11 protein-coding genes and 4 tRNA genes are annotated in these 17,082 nt (G+C 56.3%); 14 read left to right on the top strand and 1 reads right to left on the bottom strand.

The features are described 5' to 3' along the window. The first annotated feature begins 19 nt into the window (after window positions 1-19). The 13 genes from V8G57_RS08030 to rpoC all read left to right on the top strand — a co-directional run bounded on the left by V8G57_RS08030 (window position 20) and on the right by rpoC (window position 14,284). Window positions 20-105, top strand: a tRNA-Tyr gene (locus V8G57_RS08030). A gap of 58 nt (window positions 106-163) precedes the next feature. Beyond that, window positions 164-237, top strand: a tRNA-Gly gene (locus tag V8G57_RS08025). 62 nt (window positions 238-299) lie between these two features. After that, window positions 300-374: transfer RNA gene (locus V8G57_RS08020), tRNA-Thr, on the top strand. A gap of 164 nt (window positions 375-538) precedes the next feature. Continuing rightward, window positions 539-1,732, top strand: a complete 1,194-nt coding sequence (gene tuf, locus V8G57_RS08015) for an elongation factor Tu (RefSeq protein ID WP_342828898.1) — start codon at window positions 539-541, stop codon at window positions 1,730-1,732. Window positions 1,733-1,858: 126 nt separating this feature from the next. After that, window positions 1,859-1,934: transfer RNA gene (locus V8G57_RS08010), tRNA-Trp, on the top strand. Window positions 1,935-1,970: 36 nt separating this feature from the next. Further along, a complete protein-coding gene (secE, locus tag V8G57_RS08005) occupies window positions 1,971-2,354 on the top strand; it encodes a preprotein translocase subunit SecE (RefSeq protein ID WP_014004380.1) in 384 nt (127 codons plus the stop codon). Beyond that, window positions 2,354-2,965 carry a transcription termination/antitermination protein NusG gene (nusG, locus tag V8G57_RS08000; protein WP_092402179.1) on the top strand — a complete coding sequence of 204 codons (612 nt, stop codon included), beginning with the start codon at window positions 2,354-2,356 and terminating at the stop codon, window positions 2,963-2,965. The genes secE and nusG overlap by 1 nt, the downstream gene beginning before the upstream one ends. 147 nt (window positions 2,966-3,112) lie before the next feature. After that, window positions 3,113-3,544: a 50S ribosomal protein L11 gene (gene rplK, locus V8G57_RS07995; protein WP_038484621.1), complete on the top strand. Its 432-nt coding sequence runs from the start codon at window positions 3,113-3,115 to the stop codon at window positions 3,542-3,544. Further along, a complete protein-coding gene (rplA, locus tag V8G57_RS07990; RefSeq protein WP_092402176.1) occupies window positions 3,544-4,239 on the top strand; it encodes a 50S ribosomal protein L1 in 696 nt (231 codons plus the stop codon). Before rplK ends, rplA begins: the two co-directional genes overlap by 1 nt. Before the next feature lie 385 nt (window positions 4,240-4,624). Further along, window positions 4,625-5,122 (top strand): 50S ribosomal protein L10, encoded by a 498-nt coding sequence (gene rplJ / locus V8G57_RS07985; RefSeq protein WP_092402182.1) that lies wholly within the window; start codon window positions 4,625-4,627, stop codon window positions 5,120-5,122. A 72-nt stretch (window positions 5,123-5,194) separates the two neighbouring features. After that, complete coding sequence (gene rplL / locus V8G57_RS07980) at window positions 5,195-5,569, top strand: 50S ribosomal protein L7/L12 (RefSeq protein ID WP_092402173.1); 375 nt, start codon at window positions 5,195-5,197, stop codon at window positions 5,567-5,569. Window positions 5,570-5,837: 268 nt separating this feature from the next. Beyond that, complete coding sequence (gene rpoB / locus V8G57_RS07975) at window positions 5,838-9,944, top strand: DNA-directed RNA polymerase subunit beta (RefSeq protein ID WP_144742755.1); 4,107 nt, start codon at window positions 5,838-5,840, stop codon at window positions 9,942-9,944. Window positions 9,945-10,048: 104 nt separating this feature from the next. After that, window positions 10,049-14,284 (top strand): DNA-directed RNA polymerase subunit beta', encoded by a 4,236-nt coding sequence (gene rpoC, locus V8G57_RS07970; RefSeq protein ID WP_342828902.1) that lies wholly within the window; start codon window positions 10,049-10,051, stop codon window positions 14,282-14,284. 101 nt (window positions 14,285-14,385) lie between these two features. On the opposite strand, the gene V8G57_RS07965 is transcribed toward rpoC, so the two are convergent. Continuing rightward, entirely contained in the window at window positions 14,386-16,179 is a 1,794-nt protein-coding gene (locus tag V8G57_RS07965; protein ID WP_342828901.1) for a phosphoethanolamine transferase, read from the bottom strand. A 409-nt stretch (window positions 16,180-16,588) separates the two neighbouring features. Between V8G57_RS07965 and rpsL the strand changes: the two genes are divergently transcribed. Next, window positions 16,589-16,972 carry a 30S ribosomal protein S12 gene (rpsL, locus tag V8G57_RS07960; protein WP_014004389.1) on the top strand — a complete coding sequence of 128 codons (384 nt, stop codon included), beginning with the start codon at window positions 16,589-16,591 and terminating at the stop codon, window positions 16,970-16,972. The last annotated feature ends 110 nt before the right edge of the window (window positions 16,973-17,082 follow it).

The following is a 17,082-nucleotide window of genomic DNA, read 5'->3' as shown; positions in this document are numbered from 1 at the left end:
ATAATCTGGGGTTCCCTGCGGAGAGGTGGCCGAGTGGTTAATGGCAGCAGACTGTAAATCTGCCCTCTTACGAGTACGCTGGTTCGAATCCAGCCCTCTCCACCATTTAGGGAAGTAGCAACAGGTACAAAATTGTAGCGGTGAAGTGAAAATTCGGTAATTTGCGGGTGTAGCTCAATGGTAGAGCTGAAGCCTTCCAAGCTTATGACGAGGGTTCGATTCCCTTCACCCGCTCCAGTAGTTTTTTGCAGGAACATTAAGTTGGGCGTGTTGTAGTCAAGAAGCACGCGTACAGCATAGCCCTTGTAGCTCAGTGGTAGAGCACTCCCTTGGTAAGGGAGAGGCCACGTGTTCGATCCACGTCAAGGGCACCAGAATTGGTTTGTTGCTGGTGTCCGCATAGGGCACGGCAAGCGCAGTAAAAGCTGGATATCAAATTTTTGATTCGCAAGTTTCTGATTCGATGTCTGTCGAATTCAATCTGTAAGACGGTCGGGCGCGGGCCTGGACATTCTCATCAAATCTTTAGGAGTCTAAGATGGCAAAAGGCAAGTTTGAGCGGACCAAGCCGCACGTCAACGTTGGCACTATCGGCCACGTCGACCACGGCAAGACCACGCTGACAGCAGCGATCGCGACAGTATTGTCGAAGAAGTTTGGCGGCGAAGCCAAAGCATACGATCAGATTGACGCGGCGCCAGAAGAAAAAGCGCGCGGCATCACGATCAACACAGCGCACGTTGAATACGAAACTGCCAACCGCCACTACGCCCACGTTGACTGCCCAGGCCATGCTGACTATGTGAAGAACATGATCACCGGCGCGGCACAGATGGACGGTGCGATCCTGGTTTGCTCGGCAGCTGACGGCCCGATGCCACAGACCCGTGAGCACATCCTGTTGTCGCGTCAAGTTGGCGTGCCATACATCATCGTGTTCCTGAACAAGGCTGACATGGTCGACGACGAAGAGTTGCTCGAGCTGGTCGAAATGGAAGTGCGCGAACTGCTGACCAAGTACGAATTCCCAGGCGACGACCTGCCAATCATCAAGGGTTCGGCGAAACTGGCGCTGGAAGGCGACACTGGTCCTCTGGGCGAGCAAGCGATCATGGCTCTGGCAGAAGCGCTGGACACCTACATCCCGACACCGGAACGTGCTGTTGACGGTACATTCCTGCTGCCAGTGGAAGACGTGTTCTCGATCTCGGGCCGCGGTACTGTTGTGACTGGCCGTGTTGAGCGCGGTATTGTGAAAGTTGGCGAAGAGCTGGAAATCATCGGCATCCGCGACACACAAAAGACGACATGTACTGGCGTTGAAATGTTCCGCAAGCTGCTGGACCAAGGTCAAGCGGGCGACAACGTTGGCGTTCTGCTGCGCGGCACCAAGCGTGAAGACGTAGAGCGGGGCCAAGTGCTGGCCAAGCCAGGTTCGATCAAGCCGCACAAGCATTTCACAGGCGAGATCTATGTTCTGTCGAAAGACGAAGGCGGCCGTCATACACCGTTCTTCAACAACTATCGTCCACAGTTCTACTTCCGTACAACGGACGTGACTGGTTCGATCGAGTTGCCAAAGGACAAAGAAATGGTGATGCCTGGCGATAACGTGTCGATCACAGTAATGCTGATCAACCCGATCGCGATGGAAGAAGGCCTGCGTTTCGCGATCCGCGAAGGTGGCCGTACCGTTGGTGCAGGTGTTGTCGCCAAGATCCTGGCTGACTAAAAGAAGAAAAGCTGTAATCGCCGCGACCCGGGAAATTCCCGCTTCGCGGCGTTGATGTCTGAATGGTATGCGTACTTGTGAAAGCGGGTTGCTGGCCAAGCCATCCAGATAAAGTGTTTTAAGCGTAGGGGTGTAGCTCAATTGGCAGAGCGCCGGTCTCCAAAACCGGAGGTTGGGGGTTCGATGCCCTCCGCCCCTGCCACCGATTCAGGTGTAGGGTACTGAAAGTAAACCGCGTATGTCTAACCACCCTGTGCAAACTGTCGGCGAATCCGGCAGCAAGCTCAAAGTAATTCTGGCAGTTTTGGCTGTCGTTGCCGGCGTTGTCGGCTTTTATTTTTTGTCGGGCCAGTCTGGCCTGGTGCGCGCAGGCGCCCTGGTTGCCGGCTTGGTGGTGGCAATCGCCTTCGCCTGGACATCCACGCAAGGCCGTGAATTCCTCGGTTTCGCCAAAGAAGCCGTGCGTGAGACAAAAAAAGTTGTTTGGCCGACCCGCAAGGAAGCGATGCAGATCACTGCCATCGTTTTTGCATTTGTGCTGGTAATGGCTATTTTCCTGTGGGGCATCGATAAGCTCCTCGAGGTTTTGTTATACGACGTGATTTTGGGCTGGAAACAATAATGAGCGATAGCACACAAGACGACGCGCAAGGCACGCCGCCTGCAGCAACGCCTTCGGCGGCTGCGGGCGCGGTTGTGGGTAAAAAGCGCTGGTATGTCGTGCATGCTTATTCCGGTATGGAAAAGAGCGTGCAACGCGCGCTGACCGAGCGGATCGACCGCGCTGGAATGCAGGAACAGTTCGGCCAGATCCTGGTGCCGACTGAAGAAGTGATTGAAGTCAAGAATGGCCAGAAAGCCGTTACCGAACGTCGTTTCTTCCCGGGCTACGTCCTGGTCGAGATGGAAATGACCGACGAAACCTGGCATCTGGTGAAGAACACGAACAAGGTAACCGGTTTCATCGGCGGCAAATCGAACAAGCCTACCCCGATTCCGCAGCACGAAGTCGACAAGATCATGCAGCAGATGCAAGACGGCATCGAGAAGCCGCGGCCTAAGGTCTTATATGAAGTCGGCGAGCTGGTGCGCATCAAGGAAGGTGCTTTCACCGACTTCAACGGCAATGTCGAAGAAGTGAACTACGAAAAATCGCGCGTGCGCGTGACCGTCACCATCTTCGGCCGCGCCACGCCGGTTGAGCTGGAGTTCGACAAGGTCGAAAAGGTCTGAGCTGAATTTCAGCTGGGCAGAACAGAATTTTCAAGCGCCGTTCGGAGCGTCATGAACTAAACCTCGTGGAATCCGGAGCAGTAAGAGGAGCCCTATTAGGTCGCAAGATCGAACAGGCGCTAATACTCACAACACTTAGGAGCCATCATGGCAAAGAAAATCATTGGTTTTATCAAGCTGCAAGTGCCAGCTGGTAAAGCAAACCCATCCCCACCAATCGGCCCGGCATTGGGTCAGCGCGGTCTGAACATCATGGAATTCTGCAAGGCATTCAATGCCCAGACCCAAGGTGTTGAGCCAGGTCTGCCAATTCCTGTCGTGATCACAGCGTTCGCCGACAAGTCCTTCACTTTCGTGATGAAGACTCCTCCGGCAACGATCCTGATCAAGAAGGCCGCCGGCATCACCAAGGGTTCGGCCAAGCCGCACACCGACAAGGTTGGTTCGATCACCCGCAAGCAAGCAGAAGAAATCGCTACCTTGAAAAAGCCCGATTTGACTGGTGCTGATCTGGAAGCTGGCGTACGTACTATCGCCGGTTCTGCTCGTTCGATGGGCATCACGGTGGAGGGTCTGTAATGGCTAAGTTAACTAAACGCGCAAAAGCGATCAAGGCTAAAGTTGATCGCACCAAGGTATATCCGTTTGACAACGCAGTTGCGTTGATCAAGGAATGCGCTACTGCAAAATTCAACGAATCGATCGACGTATCCGTCCAGCTGGGCGTTGATGCAAAGAAATCGGACCAAGTGGTTCGCGGTTCCGTCGTGCTGCCAGCCGGCACCGGCAAGACCGTTCGCGTTGCAGTATTTGCTTCCGGCGAAAAAGCCGAACAAGCTAAAGCTGCCGGCGCCGACATCGTTGGCATGGAAGACCTGGCTGAGCAGATCAAAGCCGGCAACATGCCTTTCGACATCGTGATCGCATCGCCGGATACCATGCGTATCGTCGGTACCCTGGGCCAGATCCTGGGACCACGCGGCCTGATGCCGAATCCGAAGGTTGGCACCGTGACTGCTGACGTTGCAACTGCCGTCAAGAACGCAAAAGCCGGTCAAGTGCAATACCGTACCGACAAAGCCGGTATCGTCCACGCAACCATCGGCCGCAAATCGTTTAGCGATGCAGAGCTGAAGTCCAACCTGTTGGCACTGATCGACGCATTGAGCAAAGCAAAGCCAGCCACCAGCAAGGGTGTATACCTGCGCAAGATCTCCTTGTCTTCGACAATGGGTGCCGGCGTTCGTGTCGATCAAACGACACTGGCTGCGTAAGCTTAATATAAGTATTGCGGGACAGAGTTAAGCGTAGCCGTACTCTGTCCCCAACTGATTGAGAATAAAGTCCCGGCTGCGCGATGCGCAACCGGGCGAATCTTTGGGCTGGGCCTGTATTGGCGGTAACGATGCAGGTCCAGGCAATCAAAGACCGTTGGGCGGCGTGCAGCAGGTGGTTATCAACTGCGGCACAAAGTTAAATCGCGCAAGCAACCCAACGCAGATGGTGTACCCGAACAAGTTTTGTAGTCTCATCGCTGCGTGTTTTTTAATCATGCGCTAGTTCTGAACTCCTAACTTCGGACGCCGTGTTCGAACCGATGTGAGGCAAGCAGCCACTTGCGGCTGTGTAATGGCCGAGCATCATTTTTGGAGGTTGATCTTGAGTCTCAATCTGAATGACAAAAAGGCCGTAGTCGCCGAAGTCTCTGCAAAAGTAGCAAATGCACAGACCATCGTCGTGGCCGAATATCGTGGCATCCAGGTTGGTCACTTGACCCAACTGCGCGCTAATGCGCGTACCCAGGGTGTGTACTTGCGTGTATTGAAAAATACACTGGCACGTCGCGCCGTTGAAGGTACCGCGTTTGCCGACCTCGCCTCGCAAATGACCGGCCCGCTGATCTATTCGATCTCCGAGGACGCCGTTGCTGCTGCAAAAGTCATCAATGATTTTGCAAAAACCAACGACAAACTGGTCGTCAAGGCAGGTAACTTCGCTGGCAAGCCGCTTGATAAAGCGGCTGTGCAAGCGTTGGCAAACATTCCAAGCCGCGAAGTTCTGCTGGCCCAAGTTGTGGGCATGATGCAGGCTCCGTTGTCTGGATTCGTGCGTGGTTTGGCTGCTCTGGCAGCAAAGAAAGAAGCCGAAGCTGCTTAATTGCAGTTTCCTGGCGCTTTCTTGGCGTTAATACCAATCAGATGTATTCATTGTAAAAATTAGGAGTTTCACATGGCACTTGACAAAGACGCAATCCTGGACGCAGTTGGCGCCCTGACCGTTTTGGAATTGAATGACCTGGTAAAGGCATTTGAAGAGAAGTTCGGCGTTTCCGCAGCTGCAGTTGCAGTTGCCGGCGGCGCAGGCGGCGGCGCAGCTGCTGCAGTTGAAGAGCAAACCGAGTTCACCGTTGTCCTCAAGGGCATCGGCGCTAACAAGGTTGGCGTAATTAAGGCAGTTCGCGAAATCACCGGCCTGGGCTTGAAAGAAGCTAAAGACCTGGTTGACGGCGCACCGAAGCCAGTTAAAGAAGGCATTTCGAAAGCCGACGCTGATGCAGCAGCCAAGAAATTGGTTGAAGCCGGCGCAGAAGCTGAAATCAAGTAATTTCAGCTTTTTAGAGCGCATTTATTGCGCTGGAGTCAAAGTGCAGAACTCTCGAAAAGGAGAGTTCGGCTTTGGCTCCTTTGTCGTTTTTGATTTTGTTTAGCGCTTGTTGTTTTATTAAGCGTCCGTTGCCATCAAGCTCGAAGGGCTGAGACTTGAGGAATTGTCGGGTAAGACAGTTTAACTAGTACAGAAGTTTTGTCTAGTTTTCTGAAAGATCCGGCGAATCCTGAATTCTCTATCCTTCCTGTCACTCACGGAGTGTTCAATGCACTACTCATTTACTGAGAAGAAGCGTATTCGTAAATCTTTTGCGAAACGCGCTAACGTTCACCACGTTCCGTTCCTGCTGGCGACCCAGCTCGAGTCGTATCTTGGCTTTTTGCAAGCAGACAAAGTACCGTCTCAACGTAAGAACGAGGGCCTGCAGTCGGCTTTCACTTCTATTTTCCCTATCGTTTCGCACAATGGTTTTGCGCGTCTCGAATTCTTGTCCTACGTGCTCGGCGATCCGCCGTTCGACGTCAAGGAATGCCAGCAGCGCGGACTGACGTTCGCGTCGCCGTTGCGCGCCAAGGTGCGCCTGGTGATCCTGGACAAGGAATCGCCGACCAAGCCGGTTGTCAAGGAAATGAAAGAGCAGGAAGTCTACATGGGCGAACTGCCGCTCATGACGACTACCGGCTCGTTCGTGATCAACGGCACCGAGCGCGTCATCGTGTCGCAGCTGCATCGCTCGCCAGGCGTGTTCTTTGAACACGACCGCGGCAAGACGCACTCGTCCGGCAAACTGCTGTTCTCGGCCCGTATCATTCCTTACCGTGGTTCATGGCTGGACTTCGAGTTCGACCCGAAAGACATCCTGTTCTTCCGCGTCGACCGTCGCCGCAAGATGCCTGTCACGATCCTGCTGAAAGCGATCGGCATGTCGGTCGAGCAGATCCTGGCCAACTTCTTCGTATTCGACAACTTCGCGTTGCGCAACGAAGGCGCCGAGATGGAATTCGTCGCGGAACGCCTGCGCGGCGAAGTTGCGCGTTTCGACATCACCGACAAGTCGGGCAAGGTTCTGGTCGCTAAAGACAAGCGCATCAATTCCAAGCACGTGCGTGACGTGGAAGCTGCCGGCATCAAGCATATCTCGGTACCGGAAGACTATCTGCTGGGCCGCGTGCTGGCGCGCAACATCGTTGACGGCGACACCGGCGAAGTAGTCGCCAACGCCAACGACGAGCTGACCGAAGAATTGCTGGCCAAGCTGCGTGAAGCTGACATCAGCGACATCCAGACCCTGTACACCAACGACCTGGACCAAGGTAGCTACATCTCGCAAACCCTGCGTAGCGATGACACCAACGACCAGATGGCTGCCCGCGTTGCGATCTACCGCATGATGCGCCCTGGCGAACCGCCAACCGAAGATTCGGTCGAGGCGCTGTTCAACGGCCTGTTCTACAACGCTGACCGTTACGATCTGTCGGCTGTCGGCCGCATGAAGTTCAACCGCCGCATCGGCCGCGATGAACTGACTGGCGCCATGACGCTGTCGAACGATGACGTGCTGGCCGTGATCAAGATCCTGGTTGAATTGCGTAACGGCCGCGGCGAAGTGGACGATATCGATCACCTGGGCAACCGCCGCGTGCGTTGCGTCGGCGAACTGGCAGAGAACCAGTTCCGCGCAGGCCTGGTGCGTGTCGAGCGCGCAGTCAAGGAACGTCTCGGCCAAGCCGAAGCGGACAACCTGATGCCGCATGACCTGATCAATTCCAAGCCGATTTCGGCTGCTATCCGTGAATTCTTCGGTTCGTCGCAGTTGTCGCAGTTTATGGACCAGACCAATCCGTTGTCGGAAATCACCCACAAGCGCCGTGTATCGGCACTTGGACCGGGCGGTTTGACGCGTGAGCGCGCCGGCTTTGAAGTGCGCGACGTGCATCCGACCCACTACGGCCGCGTATGCCCGATCGAAACACCGGAAGGTCCGAACATCGGCCTGATCAACTCGCTGGCTTTGTATGCTCGCTTGAACGAATACGGTTTCCTCGAGACACCGTACCGCAAGGTTGAGGACAGCAAGGTTACCGACCAGATCGATTATCTGTCGGCAATTGAAGAAGGCCGCTACATCATCGCCCAGGCGAATGCGACCATCGACAAGTCCCTGAAGCTGTCGGATGAACTGGTTTCCGCGCGTGAAGCCGGCGAAACCATCCTGGTGTCGCCGGAACGCGTCCAGTACATGGACGTGGCGCCAGGCCAGGTGGTTTCGGTTGCAGCTTCGCTGATCCCGTTCCTCGAACACGATGATGCGAACCGTGCGTTGATGGGCGCCAACATGCAGCGTCAGGCAGTTCCTTGCCTGCGTCCGGAAAAGGCATTGGTCGGTACCGGTATCGAACGTACCGTGGCAGTTGACTCGGGTACCACCGTGCAGGCACTGCGTGGCGGTATCGTTGATTACGTCGATGCAGGCCGTGTCGTTATTCGTGTGAATGACGAAGAAGCGACTGCCGGCGAAGTCGGTGTCGATATCTACAACCTGATCAAGTACACACGTTCGAACCAGAACACCAACATCAACCAGCGGCCAATCGTGCAAGTTGGCGACCGCGTCGCCAAGCATGACGTGATCGCCGATGGCGCATCGACCGACCTGGGCGAGCTGGCCCTGGGCCAGAACATGCTGGTGGCGTTCATGCCGTGGAACGGCTACAACTTCGAAGATTCGATTTTGATCTCCGAAAAAGTCGTGGCTGACGATCGCTACACTTCGATCCATATCGAAGAGCTGTCGGTGGTTGCACGCGACACCAAGCTGGGCGCTGAAGAAATCACCCGCGACATCTCCAACCTGGCCGAAAACCAGCTGGCGCGTCTGGATGAATCGGGCATCGTCTACATCGGTGCTGAAGTCGAAGCCGGCGATACGCTGGTCGGTAAGGTGACGCCTAAGGGTGAAACCCAGCTGACGCCAGAAGAAAAGCTGCTGCGCGCGATCTTCGGTGAAAAAGCATCGGACGTAAAAGATACGTCGCTGCGCGTGCCTTCGGGCATGGTCGGCACCGTGATCGACGTCCAGGTGTTTACCCGCGAAGGCATCCAGCGCGACAAGCGTGCACAGCAGATCATCGACGATGAACTGCAACGCTATCGCCTGGACCTGAACGACCAGTTGCGGATTGTTGAAGGCGATGCCTTCGAACGTCTGGAACGCATGCTGATCGGCAAGGTAGTCAACGGCGGTCCGAAGAAACTGGCCAAGGGCGCCAAGCTGACCAAGGAATACCTGGCAGACCTGGACAAATACCACTGGTTCGATATCCGCCCTGCGGACGACGATGCAGCGGTAGCGCTGGAAGCGATCAAGGAATCGATCGCCGAGAAGCGCCACCAGTTCGACCTGGCATTCGAAGAAAAGCGCAAGAAGCTGACCCAAGGCGATGAGCTGCAGCCTGGCGTGCAAAAGATGGTCAAGGTTTACCTGGCTGTGAAACGCCGCCTGCAGCCTGGCGACAAGATGGCCGGCCGTCACGGTAACAAGGGTGTGGTTTCGCGCATCCTGCCGATCGAAGACATGCCGCACATGGCCGACGGTACGCCGGCAGACATCGTGCTGAACCCGCTGGGCGTTCCTTCGCGTATGAACATCGGTCAGGTTCTGGAAGTCCACTTGGGCTGGGCTGCCAAGGGTCTGGGCCTGCGTATCGGCGAAATGCTGAAGGCGCAAACCAAGATTGCAGAATTGCGCAAGTTCCTGACGACTATCTACAACGAATCCGGTAAATCGGAAGACCTGGATAGCCTGACGGACGACGAAATCCTGCACCTGGCCAGCAACCTGAAAGCCGGCGTGCCGTTCGCAACGCCAGTGTTCGACGGTGCGCACGAAGATGAAATCCGCCGCATGCTGGACCTGGCCTATCCGGACGCCATCGCCAAGCAGCTGGGCATGACGCCTTCGAAGAACCAGGTAACGATGTATGACGGCCGTACCGGCGAAGCTTTCGAGCGCAGTGTCACGGTCGGCTACATGCACTACCTGAAACTGCACCATCTGGTCGACGACAAGATGCATGCACGTTCTACCGGTCCTTACTCGCTGGTTACACAGCAGCCTCTGGGCGGTAAGGCTCAGTTCGGCGGCCAGCGTTTCGGTGAGATGGAAGTCTGGGCATTGGAAGCTTACGGTGCGTCGTACGTGCTGCAGGAAATGCTGACAGTGAAGTCGGATGACGTGAACGGTCGTACCAAGGTCTATGAAAACCTGGTCAAGGGTGACCATGTGATCGATGCAGGGATGCCGGAATCCTTCAACGTGCTGTTGAAGGAAATCCGCTCGCTGGGGATAGACATGGACCTCGACCGCGAGTAATCCGTCGGACTGGTGCAGTACAGAGCAGTAGGGCGGGCAGAGTTGCCCGCCCTACGCAGCAATAGTAAAGAATCTTAGTTTCTTCACGCCAACTGGAGTGATACATGAAAGCACTGCTCGATTTATTCAAGCAAGTTCAGCAAAATGAACAGTTCGACTCGATCAAGATTGGTCTGGCGTCGCCCGAAAAAATTCGTTCGTGGTCTTATGGCGAAGTAAAAAAGCCTGAAACCATCAACTACCGTACCTTCAAGCCAGAGCGCGACGGCCTGTTCTGCGCCAAGATCTTTGGCCCGATCAAAGACTACGAATGCCTCTGCGGCAAGTACAAGCGCCTGAAGCACCGCGGCGTCATCTGCGAAAAATGCGGCGTTGAAGTCACGCTGGCCAAGGTGCGCCGTGAGCGCATGGGCCATATCGAGCTGGCTTCGCCGACTGCGCATATCTGGTTCCTGAAATCGCTGCCGTCGCGTCTGGGCATGGTCCTCGACATGACCCTGCGGGATATCGAACGCGTATTGTATTTTGAAGCCTACGTCATCACCGATCCAGGCATGACCCCGCTGAAAAAATGCCAGATCATGTCGGAAGACGACTACGCCGCCAAGTACGAAGAGTACGGCGACGACTTCACCGCATTCATGGGCGCCGAAGGCATCCGTGAGTTGCTGCGCGCGATCGATATCGACCGTGATGCGGAAACCCTGCGCCAGGAATTGAAAGAGTCCAAGTCCGAAGCCAAGATCAAGAAATACGCCAAGCGCCTGAAGGTGCTGGAAGCGTTCCAGCGTTCGGGCATCAAGCCTGACTGGATGATCATGGAAGTGCTGCCGGTGCTGCCGCCTGAGCTGCGTCCGCTGGTGCCGCTGGATGGCGGCCGTTTCGCCACCTCCGACCTGAACGACCTGTATCGCCGCGTCATCAACCGTAACAATCGCCTGAAGCGCCTGATGGAATTGCGCGCTCCGGAAATCATCACCCGCAACGAAAAGCGGATGCTGCAGGAAGCGGTTGACTCGCTGCTGGACAACGGCCGTCGCGGCAAGGCAATGACTGGCGCCAACAAGCGTCCGCTGAAATCCCTGGCAGAAATGATCAAGGGCAAGGGCGGCCGTTTCCGTCAGAACTTGCTGGGCAAGCGCGTCGACTATTCCGGCCGTTCGGTTATCGTGGTGGGTCCACAACTGAAACTGCATCAGTGCGGCTTGCCGAAGCTGATGGCGCTGGAACTGTTCAAGCCGTTCATTTTCCACAAGCTGGAAGTGATGGGCATCGCCAGCACGATCAAGGCAGCCAAGAAGGAAGTTGAAAACCAGACTTCCGTGGTGTGGGACATCCTGGAAGACGTGATCCGCGAACATCCGGTCATGTTGAACCGTGCGCCTACATTGCACCGCCTGGGCATCCAGGCGTTTGAGCCGGTCCTGATCGAAGGCAAGGCAATCCAATTGCACCCGCTGGTCTGCGCCGCATTCAACGCCGACTTTGACGGCGACCAGATGGCGGTCCACGTTCCACTGTCGATCGAAGCACAGATGGAAGCACGCACATTGATGCTGGCTTCCAACAACATCCTGTTCCCATCGAACGGCGAACCGTCGATCGTGCCGTCGCAAGATATCGTGCTGGGCCTGTACTACGCCACCCGTGAGCAAATCAACGGCAAGGGCGAAGGCATGATGTTCCCTGACGTGTCGGAAGCCATCCGCGCCTACGACAACAAGGAAGTCGAGCTGACTACCCGCGTCACCGTCCGTATTACCGAGTATCCGAAGGATCCGGTCACAGGCGAGTTCGTCAAGACCATCAAGCGTTACGAAACGACTGTCGGCCGTGCGATCCTGTCGGAAATCCTGCCTAAGGGCTTGCCATTCACCGTGCTGAACCGCGCGTTGAAGAAGAAGGAAATCTCGAAGCTGATCAACACGGCATTCCGTAAGTGCGGCCTGCGCGCTACGGTGGTGTTCGCCGACCAGCTGATGCAGTCCGGTTTCCGCCTGGCGACCCGCGCCGGCATCTCGATCTGCGTGGACGACATGCTGGTACCGCCACAAAAGGCAACCATCATCGCTACCGCAGAACAAGAAGTGAAGCAGATCGAACAGCAGTACTCGTCCGGTCTGGTGACTGCAGGCGAACGCTACAACAAGGTTGTGGACATCTGGGGCAAGGCCGGCGACGACGTCGGCAAGGCCATGATGGAACAGCTCAAGGTAGAAGACGTGATCCGCCGCGACGGCACCAAGGGCACCCAGGAATCGTTCAACGCCATTTACATGATGGCCGACTCCGGCGCGCGCGGTTCCGCAGCGCAGATTCGCCAGCTGGCCGGTATGCGTGGCCTGATGGCGAAACCGGATGGTTCGATTATCGAAACGCCGATCACCGCGAACTTCCGCGAAGGTCTGAACGTTTTGCAGTACTTCATTTCGACCCACGGTGCACGTAAAGGTCTGGCCGATACCGCGCTGAAGACAGCGAACTCGGGTTACCTGACACGTCGCCTGGTTGACGTGACCCAGGATCTGGTCGTGATCGAAGACGATTGCGGCACGTCCAACGGCGCCTCGATGAAGGCGATGGTTGAAGGCGGTGAAGTGATCGAAGCGCTGCGCGACCGTATCCTCGGCCGTGTTGCCGCCAACGATATCGTCAATCCGGAAACCCAGAGCACCCTGTACGAAGCCGGCACCTTGCTGGATGAAGATGCAGTGGAAGAAATCGAACGCCTGGGCATCGATGAAGTCAAGGTCCGCACGCCGCTGACTTGCGACACACGCTACGGCCTGTGCGCGCAATGTTATGGCCGCGACCTGGGCCGCGGCACGCTGGTCAACAACGGTGAGGCAGTCGGCGTGGTTGCTGCACAGTCGATCGGTGAGCCTGGTACCCAGCTGACCATGCGTACCTTCCACATCGGTGGCGCGGCGTCGCGTTCGGCAGTGGCATCCAGTGTTGAAGCCAAGTCCAACGGCACGGTCCGCTTCACGGCGACCATGCGTTACGTGACTAACGGCAAGGGCGAGCTGATCGTGATTTCCCGTTCCGGCGAAGTCCTGATCACCGACGACCATGGCCGTGAGCGTGAGCGTCATAAAGTACCTTACGGTGCGACCTTGATCGTCAAGGATGGCTTGACCATCAAGGCCGGTACCGCACTGGCGACATGGGATCCGCTGACCCGTCCGATCATTACCGAGTACACCGGTACTGTCCGCTTCGAGAACGTCGAAGAAGGTTCGACCGTTGCCCGTCAGATCGATGAAGTTACCGGCCTGTCGACATTGGTGGTTATCGATGCGAAGCGTCGTGGTTCGGTTACCAAGACAGTCCGTCCACAAGTCAAGCTGCTGAACGAGCAAGGCGAAGAAGTCAAGATCGCCGGCACTGAACACGCTGTGACGATCGGCTTCCAGGTCGGCGCGCTGATTACTGTGAAAGACGGTCAGCAAGTGCACGTTGGTGAAGTGCTGGCGCGTATCCCGACCGAATCGCAAAAGACACGCGATATTACCGGTGGTCTGCCGCGCGTTGCCGAGCTGTTCGAAGCACGTTCGCCGAAGGATGCGGGCATGCTGGCTGAAGTCACCGGTACTGTGGCCTTCGGCAAGGAAACCAAGGGCAAGCAGCGTCTGGAAATCACGGACATGGACGGCAACAAGCACGAGTTCCTGATTACCAAGGACAAGCAAGTGCTGGTGCATGACGGCCAGGTCGTGAACAAGGGCGAAATGATTGTCGACGGCCCAGCCGATCCGCAAGACATCCTGCGCCTGCTGGGTATCGAAGCGCTGGCACGCTACATCGTCGACGAAGTCCAGGACGTGTACCGCTTGCAAGGCGTGAAGATTAACGACAAGCACATCGAAGTGATCGTGCGCCAGATGTTGCGCCGCGTTCAGATCGTTGATGCCGGCGATGCTTCTTACATCACTGGCGAGCAGGTCGAGCGTTCGGAGCTGCTGGACGAAAACGATCGTGTGATTGCAACGGGCAAGATTCCTGCAACCTACGAAAACGTATTGCTGGGTATTACCAAGGCATCGCTGTCGACCGATTCGTTCATCTCGGCCGCATCGTTCCAGGAAACCACCCGGGTGTTGACCGAAGCCGCAATCATGGGCAAGAAAGACACTCTGCGCGGCCTGAAGGAAAACGTTATCGTCGGCCGCCTGATCCCAGCCGGCACCGGTCTCGCATTCCACCGTGCACGCAAGGAAAAAGACAGCTGGGAAGCGGAAGAACGCACAGCGCTGTTGCAATCCGAGCAGGCAGCCCGCCTGGCGGCTGCCGAGGCACGCGCAGCTGAAGAGCTGGGTGCGCAGGGCGGAGAGGCTTAATCCGCTAAACCGGATCAGCAAGTCAAAACGGCAGTGGATGAAAATCCACTGCCGTTTTTTTATGTCTCGCGGGATAGCCCGGTTTCAGGCCGGCGCCGTCCTTAATCGCGCTGTTGCCTGATCGGCTTGCCGTTGTCGATCACTTCCCTGCAGTCGCCCTTGAAGGTGGAGTTGTCGTAGTCACTCCAGCCGTAGCTGTCGACGTAGCGCCTGTGGGGGCGCAGCTTGCTGCTCAGGAAGCTCCATTCCAGGCGTTCGTCCGGGTAACGGATGTCGGCCAGGTCGAGCAGGGAATGGAACACGTTCTCGGTGCTCATCCGGGCGCGTTTGTGGCGCAGCAGCTGTTCCACCTTGTCCGGATAGGTTTTCTGGTAGAGGTCGGAATACCACATCAGGGCCGGTATGTGGAATTCGAACTGGGTGTTGTGGCCGTGGAAGGCGATCTTGCAGCTGCCGTCGTACAAGGTCTGGCCATGATCGGAGAAGTACATCATGGCGCTCAGTTGCCGGGAGTCCTTGAGCGTGGCAATGACTTGCGACAAGAACCAGTCGACATACAGTATCGAGCTGTCATAACTGTTGCTGATCGCTGGCTTGTTCGCCAGGTTGGTATAGGCGGGGCGCTCGATGCCGAACAGCGAAGGCTGCCATTTGTCGAATTGCTGGGGATAACGGTGGCTGTAGTTCCAGTGGTTGCCCAGGGTATGCAGCACGATCAGCTTCTTGGCCGCCGGATCGCCCATCGCCTTTTGCAGCTGCGGCAGCAGGATGGCGTCCAGGTTAGAGGTGTCGGTGAAGCCGCCGAGGTTGAGGAACTGCACCACGTCCGCTTCGTTGGCGAACACGGAAACAGGCGTGTCGAATTTGCCGTATGACATCTGGTTCGAAATCCAGTAAGTCTTGAACCCGGCTTCCTTGTAGGCGGTGATGAAGGATTTCTCGGCGAAACCGGCTTTCAGGCTCTCGGTCGCCGGCTTGCGCGACACCATGACCGGCACCGACAGGCGGGTTGCGGAAACCGAGGTAATGACATCGGTAAAGCTGACCAGGTTGCTCTCCTTGCTGAGCAAGGGGTTGGTGTCGCGCTGATAGCCGTTAAGGCTCCAGCGGTCGTAGCGTGAAGATTCGCCGATCACCATCACCACGATCTGGGGTGTGTTTTGCTGGCTGGCCTGGTGTGCGCCGAAGTGGAACTGGCTGTTCTTGTGTTCCAGGTCGTCCAGGTATTCCCGTTCTTTCCAGAAATCGTAGCCGCGTACCGCCAGCCCGAAAGGCCAGGTGCGGCTGACCGGATCCGCTTCCAGCGGCGTTGCGGCCCATTTAGGAAGCTTGCCTAGATGCATGCCCTGGCTTTCGGAGGCAACCGGCTTGCTGTTTGCTGAGGCTACCGACACTGCCTGGACGCCGATCTCCTGTCCATACAGCCAGATGCATAAACCGACAGTGAGCACTAACCAGCCAAGCCAGCGCGACGGCCCCTCCAGGTCCAGGTCGCGAGTGCGGCTGGCCGCCAGCCAGCTAAGCGCCCACCACAGCACAACCACGGCCAGGATCAGCGCCATCCACCAGATCTTGTCGCCCAGGAATTCCATCGCTTCGCGCGGACTGGTTTCAGTGATGATCCCAAGGTGGTGGGTGGTAATGCCTTGTCCGTAAAACTTGCGCAGGTAGATCTCGGTAGGCAGCGCGAAAAAGGCAGGGAACAGCAGCCAGTGAAACCAGGCGGGGCGCTTGAAGATGGACCAGATCACCAGCCATAGTCCGATTTCAGTGATGATGATGCGGAGCGGATGATCTATCGTCTGGCCGAACAGGAGGGGTACGAAGGGAACCAGGGTCAGGGCCAGGTAGGTAACCAGCACGAACAGGTTATTACGGCGAAGCAAGGCAGGCATCATCAGCGGGAAAAATAGTCGAGTCCCATTATCCCGCAAAGCCACCGGCGGTAACCGTTGCGCATGAGATAAACACTGGCGCCGGCAGTCATTTCCATGCTCAAAAAGGCAATTGCTTCGCAAGGCGGCCTGGATTGCCGTGATCTGTTGCGTTTACGGGGCGGGCATCCCAGACGGCGGTTGACTGCAAGGCATCATAGGGATATACTCGCGGGTTCTCGATTGTAGGCTCTATGGGCCGAACGTTCTTTGGTCTGCTTCCGCTTTCTATGGCGCGTTTCTCCTCTGTTGCTGAATCGAATTGTGCGCGAATTGTATGATTTTTTCTAGCGCAAGTATCTGTCCAATCCCGGACAACCGATTTCGGGATTGTTGTTATTAACGTCGTAATTTTGTTGGATATATAACGATGCCAACCATCAATCAATTGATTCGCCAGCCGCGCGTTTCTGCGGTCGTAAAGAGCAAATCACCAGCGCTGGAAAACAGCCCGCAAAAACGCGGCGTCTGCACCCGCGTTTATACGACAACTCCAAAGAAGCCAAACTCGGCTCTGCGTAAAGTTGCCAAAGTTCGCCTGACCAACGGTTTCGAAGTCATTTCGTACATCGGCGGTGAAGGCCATAACCTGCAAGAACATAGTGTCGTGCTGTTGCGCGGCGGCCGTGTGAAGGACTTGCCGGGTGTGCGTTACCACATGGTTCGCGGTGCACTGGATACCCAGGGCGTCAAGGATCGTAAGCAAGCACGTTCGAAGTACGGTGCAAAACGTGCCAAGGCTGCAAAGAAATAATAGTTTTCGCCAGGCGCAAGCCAAACGAATAAGTGTCGGTCCCCAATGGGCCGAGTAAGTGGGGGGCTATGATGGCCGTCCGCGAGTGTGCAGGAACAAAAGGTCTGCGC

This window comes from Collimonas rhizosphaerae (genome assembly GCF_038896935.1).
Taxonomy (GTDB): domain Bacteria; phylum Pseudomonadota; class Gammaproteobacteria; order Burkholderiales; family Burkholderiaceae_D; genus Collimonas; species Collimonas rhizosphaerae.
Note: the sequence above shows the minus strand (reverse complement) of the source record. Positions and strands in the feature narration are given on the sequence as shown.